Source organism: Streptomyces sp. V4I2 (assembly GCF_030817655.1).
GTDB lineage: Bacteria > Actinomycetota > Actinomycetes > Streptomycetales > Streptomycetaceae > Streptomyces > Streptomyces plumbiresistens.
This window is the reverse complement of the sequence record NZ_JAUSZM010000003.1, coordinates 2,728,408-2,744,650: the sequence shown is the minus strand read 5'-3', so window position 1 is coordinate 2,744,650 and position 16,243 is coordinate 2,728,408. Positions and strand designations below refer to the sequence as shown.

At 71.7% G+C, this 16,243-nt stretch carries 17 protein-coding genes; 10 read left to right on the top strand and 7 right to left on the bottom strand.

Annotated elements, in window-relative coordinates; translation table 11 throughout:
* The 4 genes from QFZ76_RS13515 to QFZ76_RS13500 are packed head-to-tail and all read left to right on the top strand — an operon-like array spanning position 1 to position 1,706.
* Positions 1–138 (top strand): hypothetical protein, encoded by a 138-nt coding sequence (locus tag QFZ76_RS13515; protein ID WP_307673955.1) that lies wholly within the window; start codon positions 1–3, stop codon positions 136–138.
* On the top strand, positions 135–845 hold the full coding sequence (locus QFZ76_RS13510; protein WP_307673954.1) for a hypothetical protein: 711 nt from the start codon (positions 135–137) through the stop codon (positions 843–845). Before QFZ76_RS13515 ends, QFZ76_RS13510 begins: the two co-directional genes overlap by 4 nt.
* A 52-nt stretch (positions 846–897) precedes the next feature.
* Entirely contained in the window at positions 898–1,317 is a 420-nt protein-coding gene (locus QFZ76_RS13505; protein WP_307673953.1) for a phage holin family protein, read from the top strand.
* The gene (locus QFZ76_RS13500; RefSeq protein WP_307673952.1) at positions 1,314–1,706 is read left to right on the top strand and encodes a DUF3618 domain-containing protein; all 393 of its coding nucleotides are present in this window, start codon (positions 1,314–1,316) and stop codon (positions 1,704–1,706) included. The genes QFZ76_RS13505 and QFZ76_RS13500 overlap by 4 nt, the downstream gene beginning before the upstream one ends.
* Before the next feature lie 208 nt (positions 1,707–1,914).
* Here QFZ76_RS13500 and QFZ76_RS13495 read toward each other — a convergent pair whose 3' ends face one another.
* Positions 1,915–2,922, bottom strand: a complete 1,008-nt coding sequence (locus QFZ76_RS13495) for a YihY/virulence factor BrkB family protein (protein WP_307673951.1) — start codon at positions 2,920–2,922, stop codon at positions 1,915–1,917.
* A gap of 113 nt (positions 2,923–3,035) precedes the next feature.
* On the opposite strand from QFZ76_RS13495, the gene QFZ76_RS13490 reads away from it, so the two are divergent.
* The 3 genes from QFZ76_RS13490 (at position 3,036) to QFZ76_RS13480 (ending at position 5,236) form a co-directional block, all read left to right on the top strand.
* The gene (locus tag QFZ76_RS13490) at positions 3,036–3,758 is read left to right on the top strand and encodes an antibiotic biosynthesis monooxygenase (protein ID WP_307673950.1); all 723 of its coding nucleotides are present in this window, start codon (positions 3,036–3,038) and stop codon (positions 3,756–3,758) included.
* A 70-nt stretch (positions 3,759–3,828) separates the two neighbouring features.
* Positions 3,829–4,467: a helix-turn-helix domain-containing protein gene (locus QFZ76_RS13485; protein WP_307673949.1), complete on the top strand. Its 639-nt coding sequence runs from the start codon at positions 3,829–3,831 to the stop codon at positions 4,465–4,467.
* 25 nt (positions 4,468–4,492) lie between these two features.
* Complete coding sequence (locus QFZ76_RS13480) at positions 4,493–5,236, top strand: SRPBCC domain-containing protein (RefSeq protein WP_307673948.1); 744 nt, start codon at positions 4,493–4,495, stop codon at positions 5,234–5,236.
* Positions 5,237–5,261: 25 nt separating this feature from the next.
* Here QFZ76_RS13480 and QFZ76_RS13475 read toward each other — a convergent pair whose 3' ends face one another.
* Positions 5,262–7,088: an endonuclease/exonuclease/phosphatase family protein gene (locus QFZ76_RS13475; protein WP_307673947.1), complete on the bottom strand. Its 1,827-nt coding sequence runs from the start codon at positions 7,086–7,088 to the stop codon at positions 5,262–5,264.
* Between the two features lie 252 nt (positions 7,089–7,340).
* On the opposite strand from QFZ76_RS13475, the gene QFZ76_RS13470 reads away from it, so the two are divergent.
* The 3 genes from QFZ76_RS13470 to QFZ76_RS13460 all read left to right on the top strand — a co-directional run bounded on the left by QFZ76_RS13470 (position 7,341) and on the right by QFZ76_RS13460 (position 12,250).
* Positions 7,341–8,768 (top strand): hypothetical protein, encoded by a 1,428-nt coding sequence (locus tag QFZ76_RS13470; RefSeq protein WP_307673946.1) that lies wholly within the window; start codon positions 7,341–7,343, stop codon positions 8,766–8,768.
* Between the two features lie 262 nt (positions 8,769–9,030).
* Complete coding sequence (locus tag QFZ76_RS13465; protein ID WP_307673945.1) at positions 9,031–10,698, top strand: alkaline phosphatase; 1,668 nt, start codon at positions 9,031–9,033, stop codon at positions 10,696–10,698.
* A gap of 187 nt (positions 10,699–10,885) precedes the next feature.
* On the top strand, positions 10,886–12,250 hold the full coding sequence (locus QFZ76_RS13460; protein WP_307673944.1) for a carbohydrate-binding protein: 1,365 nt from the start codon (positions 10,886–10,888) through the stop codon (positions 12,248–12,250).
* 31 nt (positions 12,251–12,281) lie between these two features.
* Here QFZ76_RS13460 and QFZ76_RS13455 read toward each other — a convergent pair whose 3' ends face one another.
* Genes QFZ76_RS13455 through QFZ76_RS13435 form a run of 5 tightly spaced genes read right to left on the bottom strand, consistent with a single transcriptional unit; the run spans position 12,282 to position 16,185 of the window.
* Positions 12,282–13,379: a serine hydrolase gene (locus QFZ76_RS13455; protein ID WP_307673943.1), complete on the bottom strand. Its 1,098-nt coding sequence runs from the start codon at positions 13,377–13,379 to the stop codon at positions 12,282–12,284.
* Positions 13,376–14,296: a hypothetical protein gene (locus QFZ76_RS13450; RefSeq protein ID WP_307673942.1), complete on the bottom strand. Its 921-nt coding sequence runs from the start codon at positions 14,294–14,296 to the stop codon at positions 13,376–13,378. Before QFZ76_RS13450 ends, QFZ76_RS13455 begins: the two co-directional genes overlap by 4 nt.
* A complete protein-coding gene (locus QFZ76_RS13445; protein ID WP_373464515.1) occupies positions 14,293–15,234 on the bottom strand; it encodes a hypothetical protein in 942 nt (313 codons plus the stop codon). The genes QFZ76_RS13450 and QFZ76_RS13445 overlap by 4 nt, the downstream gene beginning before the upstream one ends.
* Positions 15,235–15,272: 38 nt before the next feature.
* Positions 15,273–15,983 carry a hypothetical protein gene (locus QFZ76_RS13440; RefSeq protein WP_307673941.1) on the bottom strand — a complete coding sequence of 237 codons (711 nt, stop codon included), beginning with the start codon at positions 15,981–15,983 and terminating at the stop codon, positions 15,273–15,275.
* 13 nt (positions 15,984–15,996) lie between these two features.
* On the bottom strand, positions 15,997–16,185 hold the full coding sequence (locus QFZ76_RS13435; RefSeq protein WP_307673940.1) for a hypothetical protein: 189 nt from the start codon (positions 16,183–16,185) through the stop codon (positions 15,997–15,999).
* Positions 16,186–16,243 lie beyond the last annotated feature (58 nt).

Here is a 16,243-nt window from a genome sequence, read left to right as displayed (position 1 = left end):
ATGAGGCTCGGCAAGGCACTCGCCACCGGAGTCGCGGAAGAGCGGCCGCAGGTGCACGGTCAAGAACCTGAAGAACTCGAGCTCCCTGAGGAGCTCAAGGAACTGAAGGCGCCCGAAGAGGTCCCGGCCGCCCGATGAGGCTGCGGCTCCCCGAGGAACGTCCGACGGAGCCGCCGACCGGATACAAGATCGCCCACCCGGTGCTGTCCCAGGACGGCACCCGGGCCGGGTTCACCGGTGTGTCGCTGGGCGGCGCGCTGCCCTACGGAGTCCTGGCCGACGCGTCCTGCGTCTACGGCCTGCGGCACCGGGCACCGCACCGCCGCTGCGACTGCGGCTTCCACTGCGTGCACGACCGTACGACCGCCGAGGCCCTGCTGTGCACGGCCGAGCACCGTACGGCCGTCCTGCTCGAGGTCTCCGTACTCGGCCGCTACCTCCGCTTCGAGCGGGGCTTCCGGTACGCCCGTCAGCGCGTCCGCACGGCCACCGTCGGCCCGTGCGCCTGCGGCACGGTCGCCGCGGCCCTGGCCGACGCCGGCTGGGGCCGACCGGGCTGGCACGCGCTGGCCCCCTCCTGCGCGGGGTGCCTGCGCGGTCGTACGTCCGTCTCGTTGGCCGGGTTCGCCCGCCTGGCCGGGGACCGGCTGCGGGTCGTGGCGGGGGACCGTCTGCGGGTGGCGGGGGACGAGCTGCTGCCGGCCGCCGGTCCGGGTGCGCCCGGCGGGCTCGGGGTGCCCGAACTCGTCGCGGAGGCCGCCCTGTTGCAGGCCCGGCTCGACTGGTTCCAGAGCCAGCTGGCCCGGCTCGGCGAGCGCGGGCCCGGAGGCGCGCCGCAGGGGTAGCGAGGGCCGGACAGGGTACCCGGGGGTTCCGATACAGAGAGGAGGCGGAACCGTGACCGGGACCATGGCCCCCAGGCCCGTACATGACGAACATCATTCGGTCGGCGACCTCGTCGGACAGGCCACCGAACAGGTCTCCCGGCTGGTACGACAGGAAGTGGCCCTCGCCAAGGAGGAGCTTGCGCAGAAGGGCCGTCGCGCGGGGCGCGGCGGTGGGCTGCTCGGCGCCGCGAGCGCTGTCGCCTACGCCGGATTCCTCGCCCTGGCCGCCACGGGTGCCGCCGCGCTCTCGCTGATACTGCCCGTCTGGGCGGCGGCGCTCATCGTGACGGCCGTCCTGTTCGCGCTCGCGGGCCTGCTCGCGGTGACCGGCCGCGCCCAGCTGCGCCGCGCCACACCGCCCACGCCCGAGGAAGCACTCGGCAGCGTCAGGGCCGACGTCCAGGAGATCAGGGGAAGGGCGCACCGATGACGGACAAGACAGCGCACGAGGTCGGCGCCAAGGGGCCCGACGAGCTGCGTCGGCAGATCGAGCGGACGCGGAGCGAACTCGGCGACACCGTGGAGGAGCTGGCCGGCAAGGTCGACGTCAAGGGGCGTGCGCGGGCACGGGCCGCCGACCTCCGGGACAAGGCGGGCGCGATGACGGTGCAGCTGCGCAGCAGTGCGGCGCAGGCCGGGCATACGGTCCAGGACCGGGCGAGTCATGCGGGGCATGCCGTTGAGCACAGCCTGCCCGGGCCGGTTCGCTCCGCCGTGCAGGTCGGGGTGCGGCATCCGCGGCCGGTGCTGGTTCTGGGGGCGGCGGCGGTGGGTGCGGTGGTCGTCGGAGAGGTGGTGCGGCGGCGTCACGGGCGGTGACGGTGCGGGTGCGGGTGCCGGGGTTGCCCTTGAGGTGGGTGACTTCGGCGCCCGGCGTCTGCGTGACCGTCGCTGGGGGCTCCGCCCCAGACCCCCGGCCTTTGCCCACCCACCACCCGACTCGGTTGGCTGTGGGGTGAGGTTTGGCGGTGGCCGGGCTGTGGGCCGAGTGGTGAGGTAGTGGTGAGGTGGTGCCCCGCCGACCCCGTCACCTTCCTCGCGCCGCGCGCAGCCTCGCCGGCCACTTCCTCGTGTCCCTCGGCTCCACGTACGGCTCCTCCGTCGGCGGGCGGCCGCCCGTGATCGCTCGCTCGCGTGCCAGTTCCGCGTCGAACTCCAGGCCCAGGAGGATCGCCATGTTGGTCAGCCAGAGCCAGACGAGGAAGACGATGGCGCCCGCGAGCGTGCCGTACGTCTTGTTGTACGAGCCGAAGTTGGACGCGTACACGGCGAAACCCGCGGACGCGGCCAGCCAGATCAGCGTGGCGAGGACGCTGCCGGGTGAGATCCAACGGAAGCCGCGGCCACGGACGTTGGGGGCGGCCCAGTACAGCAGGGCGATCATCAGGACCACCAGCAGCAGCAGTACCGGCCACTTCGCGACGTCCCACACCGCGATCGCCTCGTCACCGAGCCCGATCGTCGTGCCGGCCCGCTCGGCCAGCGGCCCCGTGAACACCACGATCAGCGCGCTCGCGGCCAGCATCACCATCAGCACCACGGTCAGCGCCAGCCTCAGCGGCGTGAGCTTCCAGACCGGGCGGCCCTCCGGAAGGTCGTACACCGCGTTGGACGCGCGGATGAACGCGGCGACATACCCGGACGCCGACCACAGGGCGAAGAGCAGGCCGAGGACGGCCAGCACGCTGCCGGTGCCGCCGCTGTCGCCGAGCTGGACCACCGCGTCCCGGAGGATGTCCCGGGCGGGGCCGGGGGCGAGGTCCCCGATGTTGTCGAGGATCTTGTCCGTGGCGCGCTGTCCGACCACACCCAGCAGGGACACCATCACCAGCAGCGCCGGGAAGAGCGACAGCACGCCGTAGTACGTCAACGCGGCCGCACGGTCGGAGAGTTCGTCGTCCAGCAACTCCTTGAACGTGCGCCCCACCACCGCCCGCCACGACCGCGCGGGCAACTCGGAGGGACTGTCCGTCCCAGCGGTCTCGGATGTCTCGCCCTGCTCCACCGTCTCGGCCCTCTGGGCCTTCTCGTCCATGACCAGCCGAGTCTCCCGAATTCGCCGCGCGAATCGGCTACTTGACCTGAATCTTGGTTGAGGTTGAAGGGTGGGCGGTGCACGCATCCCGTACCGACCGACGGAGGCCCGCCGTGACCCGCCGCACCGACACCCGCCGCACCGACACCCACCCCGACCTCACCCGGCCCGACGTCGGCGCCGCCCTCTTCAGCACCTGGCACATGGGCACCCCCGAGCGGCAGAAGCAGGCCGTCGAGGCGATCGCGCACACCTGGGAGCGCCGGCCCTGGCCCGCCGACGACCTGCTCGGCTACCACGTCTACACCGGGCACGACGGCGAGACGCTGATGCACCACTCGCAGTGGGCGAGCGAGTCGGCCTACGAGGCCTTCATGCTGCATCCAACAGCGGCTTCGCCGCGGGCCCACCGGCAGGAACGCAACGACGAGATCGACACCGCCGTCCCGGGCATCGAGCGCGTCGCACTCGACCGGTACCGGTACTACCGCGGCGAAGAGCGTGCCGCCTGCGACCAACGTGTGCCGGGGCTGATCGTGACCGTGCGGATCGACTTCGAGCCCGGTGCGGCCGAGCGGCGCCGGGACTGGATCGACCTCCTGCTGCGCACCGCCCCCGGACCGGTCGCCCACCGCGGACTGATCTCCGCCCACTTCCATCTGTCCACCGACGGCACCCACGTCCTCAACTATGCGGAGTGGGACACCTCTCAGGCCTACGACAAGGCCCTCACCGTCCCCGTCGACGAGGAGTGGGAGCGGGTGCGGACGTACCCGGGCGTGCGGGGCTTCACGGGCAGGCGCTACGACCACGCCCTCGGTCTCGTGCCCCAGTGAGATCAACTCAGGCCCATCCGACAACTCAATGAGTCTGGACAAAAAAAGTTTTCGGTGAGACGGTGGACCCATGCTGGACGTGACCGTGATCGAGGACCCCGAGGCCGCAGCCGCCTCCCTGGACCCCATAAGGGCCCGGCTGCTCGCCGAGCTGGCGGCTGGACCCGCATCGGCGGCCATGCTGGCCGGCAACGTCGGACTGCCCCGGCAGAAGGTCAACTACCACCTGAAGACCCTGGAGCGGCACGGCCTGGTCGAGCTGGCCGGGGAGCGCCGCAAGGGCAACGTCACCGAGCGGCTGATGCGGGCCACCGCCGCGTCGTACGTCATCTCACCGCTCGCGCTCGCCGCCGTGCAGCCGGACCCGGACCGCTTCCGGGACCAGCTCTCCGCGCGCTGGCTGCTCGCGCTCGGCGCCCGGCTCGTCCGGGACGTCGGCTCGCTGATCACGGGCGCGACGAAGGCCCGCAAGCGGCTGGCGACGTACGCGCTCGACGGCGAGGTGCGCTTCGCCTCGGCCGCCGACCGGGCCGCGTTCATCCAGGAGCTGACGGCGGGGATCACCGCGCTGATCCGCAAGTACGACGCTCCGGACACCGAGGACGGTCGGGATCACCGGATCGTCGTGGCCGTCCACCCCACGCTCAAGCCCACGGTCGAGGACCGGCCCGAACCCGGCCCGGGACCCGTTCCGGAACTCGACAGCTAGACCAGTCCGTACTCAGGAGCCCACCATGTCCAAGGAATTCGAGATCGCCCGCGAGTTTGAGGTCGATGCCTCACCGGAGGAGGTCTGGGAGGCCGTCACCGCCCAGACCGGCGGATGGCTGTGGCCGATGGAGCCCCCCGAGCCGCGCGAGGGCGGCAAGGGCCCCTTCGGGTCCACGGTCACCGCCTGGGACCCGCCGCACCGCTACACCAACCGCGTCGAGAACGTCGAGGGCATCTCCGAGCAGACCCTCAACCAGCTCGACTACACCATCGAGCCGCGCGACGAGGGCCGGCGTGCCTGGGTGCGGTACGTGCACAGCGGGATCTTCGTCGACGACTGGGACAACCAGTACGACGGCGCCGCCAAGCACACCGACTTCTACATGGCGACCCTGCGCCAGTATCTGGTCCACTTCGCGCCCCGCACGGCCGCCTTCGCCACCTTCGACGGACCCGACGCCTCCAAGGCCACCGGTTCCTACGCCGCCGTCGGCCGGGCGCTCGGCCTCGCGGACGACACCGCCGAGGGGGCGCGGGTGCGGGCCCGCGGCCCCGAGGACCAACTCCTCGACGCCGAGGTCGACTTCCGCAACCCCTACTTCCTCGGGCTGCGCACCGAGGGGGCCCTGATCCGCGTCTTCGGGCGCGACCACTGGGGTTACCCGGTCGGGATCAGCGTCCACGACTTCGCGCCGGGGGCGGACGCGGAGGCGGTCGAAACCGCATGGAAGGGCTGGCTGAACAAAGTGTTCAGCCAGCCCCGGTAGAGCAACTGCGACCGACGGTCGGCGACTACGGCTTGAACCGCAGCACCTGCGGGTCGTGGTCGCTGATCTGGTCGTTGAACTCCGCGTTGATGTGCACGCTGTCGTACTCGAAGTCGCAGGAACGCCGGATCGACGGACTGACCAGGATCTGGTCGAGGACCTGGGTGTTGCCCTGGTAGACGTACGAGTAACGCTCGCTCTTCGGCAGCGACTTGATCGCCGACCAGAGCGCGCCGTCGCTCTCCAGGATCTCGGTGGTGCCGGAGAACTCGAAGTCGTTGATGTCACCGAGGGTGACGACGTCCGCGTTCTTCTGGGCGGCCAGGATGTCCTTGACGAACGCGTTCACCGCGGTCGCCTGGAGGGCGCGCTGGGTCTCCGAGCTGCGCGCCGGCGGCTGGTACTGCGAGGTCAGACCCTGGTCGCCGCCCTTGGAGTTGAAGTGGTTGGCGATCACGAAGACCGTCCGGCCACGGAAGGAGAACTCGCCGGCCAGCGGCTTGCGGCTGCTCGCCCAGGCGGTGTTCGCCGGGTCGATCCGGCCGGGGGAGACCGTCAGCGCGGCCTTGCCGTGCTCCTTGGTGACGCCGGCGGCGGTGGTGGCGTCGCCGCCCGCGCGGTCGGTGAAGGAGACCCGCTCCGGGTTGAACAGGAACACCTGGCGGATGTTGCCGCCCGGCTCGCCGCCGTCGGTGTTGTTCGCCGGGTCGATGGAGCGCCAGTCGTACGTCGGGCCGCCGGCCGCGACGATCGCGTCGATCAGCTTCGTCACCGTCAGGTCGGCGGCGACCGTGCCGTCGTTCTTCGCGCCGTTGTTGTCCTGGATCTCCTCCAGGGACACGATGTCGGGCGACTTCAGGTTGTTCACGATCGCGGCGGCGTGCTCCTCGAAGGAGGCGTCGGACGGGTCGAGGTTCTCGACGTTGTACGTCGCGACCGCGAGCTCGCCGTTCTTCTGCTTCTCGGTGGTCTCGCGGGCCAGGCCGGCGCTCTTCAGCGTGCCGATCTTGTTGGCCACCAGGGTGTAGCCGCCGAACTGGTTGTAGTCCAGCGGGCCGGCGGTGGCGCCGGTGAGGACGTCACCGACGTTCGCCTTCGGGAAGTCGGCGGTCGCGCCCAGGGACTGGATCTGGAGCCGGCCGGTGTTCTGCGACTCGTAGGAGCCGTAGACCGTGCCGCCGCGGCGGTTGCTGTTCTCGCGCGGCTTCACCGTGACCCACAGCTCGGTGAACGGGTCGGTGGCGCCGACCACGCGGGTGTCGGCGACCTGGACGTTCATGCCCTCCAGGGACTCGTAGTAGTCCAGGGCGTACTTCGACGGCCGCAGGGTCAGAGCATTGACCGAGCCGCTCGCGGCGGTGTCGCCGGCCGGGGCGTAGGCGCTCGGCACCGACCTGGCGTCGACGACGGTGGCGGCCGGGACCGCGTTGCCGCTGGAGACGACGGTCACCGTCGGGCGGACGATCTCGGTCACCGCCTGGTTGCCGGAGGCGGCGCCGCCCGGGACGAACTCCGTGATCGTGCCGGACACGGTCACCGCGTCGCCGACCGCGACCTTCGGGGTGGAGCTGGTGAAGACGAAGACGCCCTCGCTGGTGGCGGGGTCGGCGTCCGGGTTCGGGTCCTGGATCCAGAAGCCCCTGGAGGAGCCGTAGGTGCGCACGCCGGTGACGATTCCGGCCACATCCGTGACCGCCTGGCCGGCGTACGGGGATATCCGGGTCGTGCCCTGGATGTCATGGATGCTCACGGCCGCCGCGTGCGCGGGCGAGGTGAGTACGACGGTGGAGGCCGCGGAACAGACGGCGGCGACGGTGAGCGCGGCGAGACGCACGGAAGACTTGCTCGGCAACGGGATCCCTCCGGGGACGTACATGGGCGCCGGGACGAGGGTGGAGCGGGAGGCGCGTATGACGCGCGTAGAAGCGAGTGAACACCTGTCCCCCCGGCTTCTACGCGCGTCAATCTCCTGCCTGGTCAGGCCACTTGTCAAGGTTTCAGCCATGTACGCCCCCGGACCGGGAGATGAACCGGGCGGCATGGGTGGAAAGCGGTCTAGGCTGAGCGGCTGAGTAGTACGACGCGCCTCTAGGAGAACCAGCCGATGTCAGACAGCTCCCCACTGCCGCCGGTGCGGCTGCACCCCGAAGCGGAGCTGGCGCGGGACGCCCTGTCCACGCCCCTGCTGTCACGGGCCGCGCGGCTCGCCCGCTGGGCCGGGCCGACGACGCGGATCGACGCCGGGGGCGGGCTCGTCGAAGAGCAGCTGCCCGAGGCGGCCGGGGTGCTCGGGCTGAGCGGGGACGACGCGGCGGCGTACGCGAGCGAGGCCTGGCGGGTCGCCGTCGACACCGGGCTCGTCGAGGTCGTCGACGAGGAAGCCGGCACCGTCACCGCGGGCGAGGAGCTTGCCGTGCTCACCGGCGGCGCCCCGCACGACGTGCTCGGTGTGTGGCTGGCGGCGCTGGAGACCGTGCTCGCCGACGCGAGCGTGCCGGACCTGGACGACCTGGTCGGCGCGATGGACGCGGGGGGCGAGGTCGACCTCTCGTCCCTGGACTGGGACCCGGAGGCCGAGGCCGAGTTCCTGGACGGCGTGCTCGGCAACCTCTACCTCCTCACCGCCGGCGAGGAGAGGCCCGGCACGGCATTCGTGCCGCTGCCCGCGCTGGCCGCCTCCATGATCGTCCCCAGCGACATGGGCGAGCCCACCAACGACGTGCTGGAGCAGGTCTCCGACGCGATGATGCGGCTCGACGACCAGTTCCGGCTCCTTGAGCCGGTCGGGCTCGTGGCCTACCAGCCCGTCGACGAGGCGCTGATGGCCGACACCGACGAGGAGCCCGCCTCCCCGGTCGACGAGACCGACGTCTCCCGCTACGGCATGGTCCGGCTCACCCCGCTCGGCCTCTACGGGCTCAGGGCCCGGCTCCTGGAGGCCGGGTTCGAGGCACCCGCGGTCGGCGACCTCGCCGACAAGGGCGCCGACGCGCTGCTCGACGGCACGGCCGCCTTCCCGCCCACCGCCGCCCAGGCCGAGACCGAGCAGTGGCTGGCGCGCCGCGAATCCCTCGCCGCCGCAAGGGAGTTGCTGGCGGCGGCGCGGGGCCTGGACGCCGGGGCGCCGCTCAGGCGACTGCGCTGCCAGCAGGCGCTGTCCCTGGTGGGCAACGAGGCCGAGCCGGCCCTGCGCGAGGTCCTCGACGACCCCGAGCTCGGCGGCCTGGCCCGGGTCTGGCTGGCCGAGCGGGGCGCCTCCGAGGTGCCCGCACCCTCCGAGGACCTGGTGTTCTGGCTGACCGTCGACACGCTCGCCGCGCAGCTCGCGGCCGAGGGCAACTCCGACGAGCTGAGGGGGCTGGTCGAGGGACTGGCCCAGCAGCACAGCGGGTTCTTCGCGGCGGCCTGGCGGGTCGACCACCCCGCCACGGCGGACGTGCTGGAGGCGATGGGGCGGCTGCACCCCGACAAGAGGATCGCGAAGGAAGCACGGAAGGCCGCGTTCAAGGCGCGCTCGCAGCAAGGGGGTTGAGCTGCGGGACCGCTCGGCGGTCCCTGCTCGGCCGGAGGCGGCCGGGGCCCGCACATCGGGGCCCCGGCCGCCTCTTCCGCGTCCGGACGCCCGGACACACGGCTCGGAGAGACGGCTCGGACACACGGCCCGACGCTCTCGGGAACTCGCACCTGCCGCAATTGCGACCTATATCTGATTAGCATTCAGAAATCCGCTTCCTGCGACTTTGTCGTACGTGGCGCACAGGTCCTGCGTGCAATCAACCGCGAGAGGAGGCCACATGGCCTCATCAGGCCGTCGTAGATCGCTGCTGCACCACACTTCTTCTCGACACGACCTCGAACTGCGTGCCGCGGCACCGCACTTCGGGCGGCGCCGCTTCTTCACGATCACCGCGGCGGCCGCCGCCCTCGCCTTCACCACCAACCTGCCGGCCCGGGGCGCGGCGGGCTCCTCCGAGCTCGACGCGGCGAGGATCCCCAGCGACCCGTTCACGCTCGGCATCGCCTCCGGAGACCCGCTGCCCCACTCCGTACTGCTGTGGACGCGGCTCGCCCCCGCCCCGTACCAGGCGGACGGCGGTCTGCCCGGGCAGTACGTCGCCGTCCAGTGGGAGGTGGCCACCGACGAACGCTTCGCCCTGACCGTCCGCACCGGCGTCGCCATCGCCTACCCCGAGTACAACCACAGCCTGCACGTCGAGGTCGACGGCCTCGACCCCGACCGTGTCTACTACTACCGGTTCAAGGCCGGAACCTGGATCAGCGAGACGGGCCGCACCCGCACGGCGCCCGCCACCACGGCCGCCGCCGCGACGCTCACCTACGCCGCCGTCGCCTGCCAGGCCTACTTCGACGGGTACTACACGGTGCACCGCCATCTCGCCCAGGACGACGTCGACGTGGTGTTCCATCTCGGCGACTACCTGTACGGGTACGCCGTGAACTCCGTGGGCGGCCACCGGAACTACACCGACCGCAAGCTGCCCGACCTCTTCAACCACGAGGCCACGACCCTGGAGGACTACCGGCTGCGCTACGCCCTCTACAAGAGCGACCCGGACCTGCGAGCGGTCCACGCGGCCCACCCCTTCGTCATCACCTGGGACGACCACGAGACCGAGAACAACTACGCGGGCGCCATCAGCGAGAACAACGACCCGCCGGAGACGTTCCTGCTGCGGCGCGCCGCCGCCTACCGGGCGCACTGGGAGAACCATCCGCTGCGCAACGCACAGCTGCCCAGCGGTCCGGACATGCGGCTCTACCGTCGGCTCCACTGGGGCACGCTCGCCCAGTTCGACGTCCTCAACACCCGCCAGTACCGCTCCGACCAGTTGTACAACGACACCAAACACTTCGTCCTCGGCCCCGAGGTGGACGACCCGAGCCGCACCATGACGGGGGCGGCGCAGGAGAGCTGGCTGATCGACGGCTGGCGCGCCTCCGAGGCTCTGTGGAACGTGATGCCGCAACAGGTCTGCTTCTCCCAGCGCAAACTCGACCTCAACGCGGAGCCGAAGATGTCCATGGACGCCTGGGACGGCTACCGGGCCTCGCGCCGGCGGATCCTCGACGGCGCGAAATCGGCCGGGGTCGAGAACCTGGTGGTGATGACCGGGGACGTGCACGTCGGGTACGCCTTCGACATCAAGGACGACTTCGACGATCCGGCGTCCAAGACCCTGGGCACGGAGATCGTCGCCACGTCGGTGGCGAGCGGCCGGGACGGCGCCGAGAGGCCACCCACCTGGGACACGTACCTCAAGGCCAACCCGCATCTGAAGTTCTACGACGGGCGGCGCGGCTATGTGAGGGTCACGCTGGACCGTCAGAAGGCGCGGGCCGACTTCAGGACCGTGTCCGCCGTGACGACGCCGGGCGCGCCGATCACCACCGCCGCGTCCTTCGTGACCGAGGCCGGCAACCCCGCACTCAAGCCCGCGTGACCCCGGTACCGGTGCGTCGACACCCGTACCGGAGTGTCGGCCCGTCAGCATCCGGTACTCCGCCGGGCGGGGCCCTTCATGTCGTCCAATGCGCGGAACGGGCGGGAACCGGACATCTTCTGACCCCTCTTCGGCAAAACCTAGGGCTTCGAGGCCCTTCTGCCACCGAAACCCGAGGAGACGCCTGATGGTCCACAGACACGCCGGAGCCTGCTGTGCCGCCTTGACGGTGCTCGGCGCGCTCGTGCTCGCGGGGCTGCCCCACGCCGCGGCCGCCGAGCCCCCCGCGCCGACACCGGCACCCTCCGCCGCCGAGACCCTCGGCGCCGACAAGCCGTCGCCCGCAGTCCTGCGCGCGCTGGTGCGCGACCTGGGCCTGACGGACACGCAGGCCAGGACGCGCCTGGTGAACGAGGCCGAGGCGGGCACGCGCGCCGGCCGGCTCCAGAACGCGCTGGGCAAGCACTTCGCGGGAGCATGGGTGAGCGGCGCGACCTCCGCCGACCTGACCGTCGCGACCACCGACACCGCGGACGTCCCCGCCATCGAGGCCGGCGGGGCGAAGGCGGCGGTCGTCAAGACCGCGCTGGAGGACCTGAGGAAGGCCAAGACGAAGCTGGACGGCGCCGTGACCGGCAAGGCCCTCGACACGCCGGTGCGGTACATCGACGTACGGACCAACCGGGTGACGGTCCAGGCGACGAGCCGTGCCGCCGCGGACACGCTCATCGCCGCCGCCGGAGTCGCCGCCGGACTCGTGGACGTCAAGGTGTCGGCGGAGCAGCCTCACGCCCTGCACGACGTACGGGGCGGTGACGCCTTCTACATCGACGGCCAGGCCCGCTGCTCCGTGGGATTCTCCGTCACCAAGGGCGAGCAGCAGGGCTTCGCCACGGCCGGTCACTGCGGCAAGGCCGGCGCCAAGACCACCGGCTTCAACAAGGTCGCCCAGGGCACCTTCCGGAACTCCGTCTTCCCCGGCCAGGACATGGCGTGGGTGGGCGTCAACAGCGACTGGACCGCAACGCCCGCCGTCAAGGGGGAGGGTGACGAGAACGTGCAGACCGCCGGCTCGGTGAAGGCCCTGGCCGGCGCCGCGGTCTGCCGGTCCGGATCGACCACCGGCTGGCACTGCGGAACCATCGAGCAGCACGACACCAGCGTCAGCTATTCCGAGGGCACCGTCGACGGCGTGACCCGCACCACGGTGTGCGCCGAGCCGGGTGACTCCGGCGGCTCCTACATCTCGGGAACCCAGGCCCAGGGCGTCACGTCGGGGGGCTCCGGCGACTGCACGAGCGGCGGAACGACCTACTACCAGCCGATCAACCCGGTGCTCAGCGCCTACGGCCTCACCCTCAAGACCGGCGCGGCCGAGAGCGGTACCCCGGCCCCCCAGGACGGCCAGGCGGGTGGCTGGGCCGTGGGCCAGGTCTATGAGGTCGGCGCGCGGGTGACGTACAACGGCGTCTCCTACCAGTGCCTGCAGGCGCATCAGGCGCAGGGCGCGTGGCAGCCCGCCCTCACTCCGGCCCTGTGGCAGCGCGTCTGACGACCCCGACGTCGGCCGCGTCCGGCAGGCCCTAGGCCTCGGCCAGCACCGCGTACGCGGTCGACACGAAGGTGTCGCGGGCGCGGAAGCGGCGGGTGCACAGGGCGGCCAGCGCCGTTCCGGTGTCGGGCCGGAAGCCCAGGAAGGCCTGCTGCCCGAGTGTCGCCCCGCAGTGGAAGTACATCGGGCCGTGCTCCATGGGGTGCTGGAACCAGGCCACCGTGTGCACATGCCGGTGCCCGAGACCGCGTCGGAGCACGGGGCGGCGTACCGCCCGCAGCGCACCGGTCAGGGACCGGCCCGCCGGATCCAGATGTGCTTCGAGGAACGTCAGCAGGTCGTGCGGGGTGGCGCGGACGGCGCCGGCCGCCTGGAAGCCGCCGATGGTCAGCCCGGGCGTGGGTGTCGTGCCGTCCCTGCGGTGTCCGGTGGCGTCGGTGTCCGGGCCGCCGGGTGACAGGGCGGTGCCGCCCAGCCCGAGCGGACGCAACACGTGTCCGGTGAGCAGGTCGTCCCACGGGGTCGCGGTGGCCGCCGCCAGGGCGTGACCGAGCACGGCGACACCGAAGTTGGAGTAGTGCCAGCGGGTGCCGGGCCGGCGGCGTTGGCGATGGCGCAGAAAGGCGTCGACCACCCGTTCCGCGGGATAGCGGGCGTAGGGGTCGGTACGCCACGCGGGCAGCGCCCGGACGAAGAAGTCGGCGGGCAGGGCGGGCAGTCCGGAGGTGTGGGTGATCAGGTGGGCGAGCGTGATGGGGTCGTCGTCCTGGCCGGCTCGCCGGACCGGGTCCAGGAAGGCGGCGGCCGGCTCTCCCGCGGACAGCAGACCCGTCCGCGTCAGGTGGGCCAGCAGCAGTCCGGTGAACGTCTTGGACGCCGACCCCAGTTCGTAGCGCAGTCGATGGCGCGGAACGGGCGGGGCCGGCGCGGTGCCTCCGCAGCGCACGGTGCGGCGACCGTGCCGGGAGAGCGCGAAGACGACGTCGGGCGCGTCCACGGCGTCGACGGCCGCGTCCAGCCGCCGCACCGTCTCGCCGTCCGGAGCGGCGTCCGTCGGCGGACCGTCGAACGGGAGCGGTCCGGTGACGCCGAGGGGATCGCCCGGCCAGGGGGCGGGCCGCGTGGTCATGCCGGTGCGTGCGCCAGCCGCGTCATGGCGCGGGAGGTGGCCAGTACGGAGGCGAAGGCGGCGACCAGTGTCGGGTGGTAGACGATGTCGAACACCTCGTCGGGGTCGCCCTGCGGCATCGTGCGGATGGCCGGCATCGCACCGTCGGGTTGCTGGGCGGCGGCGAAGCCCTCCCAGGCCCGCTCGTCCCAGGTGGGGCGGGGCAGGCAGGCATCGACGACGAGCAGTTCGCCGAGCAGGTCCCAGCGTTGCAGGTCCAGCCAGTCGTCCAGCCAGGCCGGCAGCCAGGTCGCGAGATAGTCGGCGATCCGTGGGGGCAGACCGTCGTGGTGCTCTCCCCAGTTGGTCAGGTGGAAGACGGTGTGGGTGATGTCGTAGGCGGTGTGCCCTTCGACCGTCCAGGGTTCGGGTGTGCGCCCCAGCCACGTCTCGGGGACGATGTCGGCTTCCGGCGGTCGGGGCGGCAGGCCGAAACGGCGCTGGTACGCGGACAGTCCGAGGCGGCGGACCGGCGCCATCTCGAGGGCGGCGTGGCTCTCCAGCCGCTGGTTGAGCAGGAAGGCCTGCTCGGCCTCGGGATGGCTGTAGCCCAGTTCCTTGAACGGGAGGTACACCTCGAAGGGGACGGGGGACAGGGGCTCGGTCGCCTGGCCGAGCACCAGCATCCGGCCGCCGTCCAGTGTGTGACGCCAGGCGTGGTCGACCAACTGCCGTGCCAGCTGGGCCTGTCGCGATCCGGCGACCCCTTCGCGGAACAACACCTTGCAGATCAGGGCCAGTTCGGCGACCGGTTTGAAGCGCTCCAGAAAGCCCACCTCGGGATCGACGTCCGGCTCCAGCCGGAACCCGTCGCGGTGGGCGTACAGCCACTCGAGGGCGCCGGCCCCGACGCTGTGGATGAGACGGGTGCTGGTCATCTCGCCACTCCTTGTGCACTCCGCGCCGCCGCGCCGTCCGCGCCGTCCTCTGCGGCCTCGCGCAGACGGTTGATGGTCAGCACGGCGGCGAAGACCGTCATCAGTGTCGAGTGGTAGCAGTCGACGAAGTCGTGCGCGCCGCCACGGCCGCCGCGGCCGGCGCCGACCTCCGGGACGGCCCCGGAGTCGTCCTGCGCCACCGCGAGCCTCGCCCAGGCGTCCTGGAACAGGGCGCGCTCCGGCGGGCCGGGCAGGCTGCTCGCCACGGCCAGTAGTTCGCAGCTCAGGTCCCACTGCTCGTCCTCCAGGCAGGTGTCGAGCCAGGGCGGCAGCCACTGCCGGAGGTAGGTCGCGACAGGCGGGGGTACGGCATCGGGGGTCCGGCCCCAGTCGGTGAGATGGAAGACCACATGGGTGAGCGTGTAACCGGCGGCTCGCTCGAACGTCCATGGCTCCGGCAGACCGGCGAGCCACGTGCGTCGCAAGGCCTCCGGCATGTCCCCGTGTTGCGGGATGCCGCTGCGGCGCTCGGAGTTGAGCACGCTCAGGCGCCGGTTCGGTTCCTGCTCCGTCACCTGCCAGCCCCGGGTGCGGGCCACCGTCGCGGTGGCGCTCTCGTAGCCAACGTGGCGCAGGCCGGCCGACGCGAACGCCGCGTAGACCTCCAGCGGGTACGTCGCGAAGGGTTCGAGGCGCTGCAACTCGACGAAGAGGGCGCCATGCCCGGTCTGTTGCCACGCGAACGCCAACAGGTCGGAGGCGGTCACATGGAGCGGGTCGGCCGGATCGGTGTGGCGACGTACACAGACGCACACCTGGGCCAGCTCGCCGAGGGGCTTCCAGGTGAGGTTCACGTCGCCACGTTCGGCCAGCGCGTCCTCGCCGAGCCGGAATCCGTCACGGTGGGCGGACACCCAGGCCAGCGCGGCCTCGCCCATCATCCGGACCTGGCGCGCCTCCTGGACCTCATGCGCCGTCACACCCGCACTCCGGCCCGCATCAGCTGCGCGGCCTGGACCTGCAGCGCCACGCGTGCGTCGTCGCGGCCCATCTGCGCCACGAACTCCAGGCCGGTGACCAGCCCCAGAGTTTCCGGTACGCCGTCGAGGAGGACCAGCCAGCGTCCCGCTTCGGCCGCCTGGAGCCAGTCGCGGCGGCGGACCGCCCGGACGAATCCCCGGGAGACGTCGACGGGACGGCCGCGTGCCACGCGGGCCACCGCACAGTCCTCGTCGGGGAGCGCGAGCGGGGCGAGTACGGCGAGTTGGTGGGTCAGGAACTGCCAGGGGGCATCGTCGAGCCACGCCGCGCCGGGCTCGGCGTCGTGGTCCCAGTCGCCGTCGAGGGACGCGTCCAACCGCAGGAGCGCTCGCCTCATGGCCCAGTGACTCCACACCGAGGTGGGAGAGGCGCCCGCGGGTGGCGGGTAGGCGTGCACGGCTTTGCTGAACATGCTCAGATCGTCGGATTCGCAGGGCGCGTTGCGCAGGGCGCTCGGCAGGACGGCATCGGCTCCCACCACCCGTACGGCGGCAAGGGCCAGGCCGGCGGTCACCTCGGGGTCGTCCCCCTCCGCGACGCTGCCCGCGAGCCGAAACGGGTCCCCGCTCCGAAGAGCGGAGACCAGTTCCGACGTAAGGCCCTGCACCGCGCCCGCGAGGCGGGTCGAAGTGCCTGACTTCTCCATTCGATTTCTCCTGTCAGCCCTTCTTCGGACGGGGCGTCGGAGGCGACAGCAGGATGTTGCTCGACGAGCCCGTCAGGGCGAGCGCCGCGCACTGGCGGCTGTCGCGGTAGTAGCCGTCGGCCTCGACCGGGTCGAGAGCCGCTTCCACGTCGATCCCTTGGACCTCGGTGAGGTCGTCGAGCCGAAACTCGGTGGCAGACATACCACCATCTCCTTTGTGAGAGATGTGCGCGTCTTCTTCCATTCGTCGCATCTGGCCG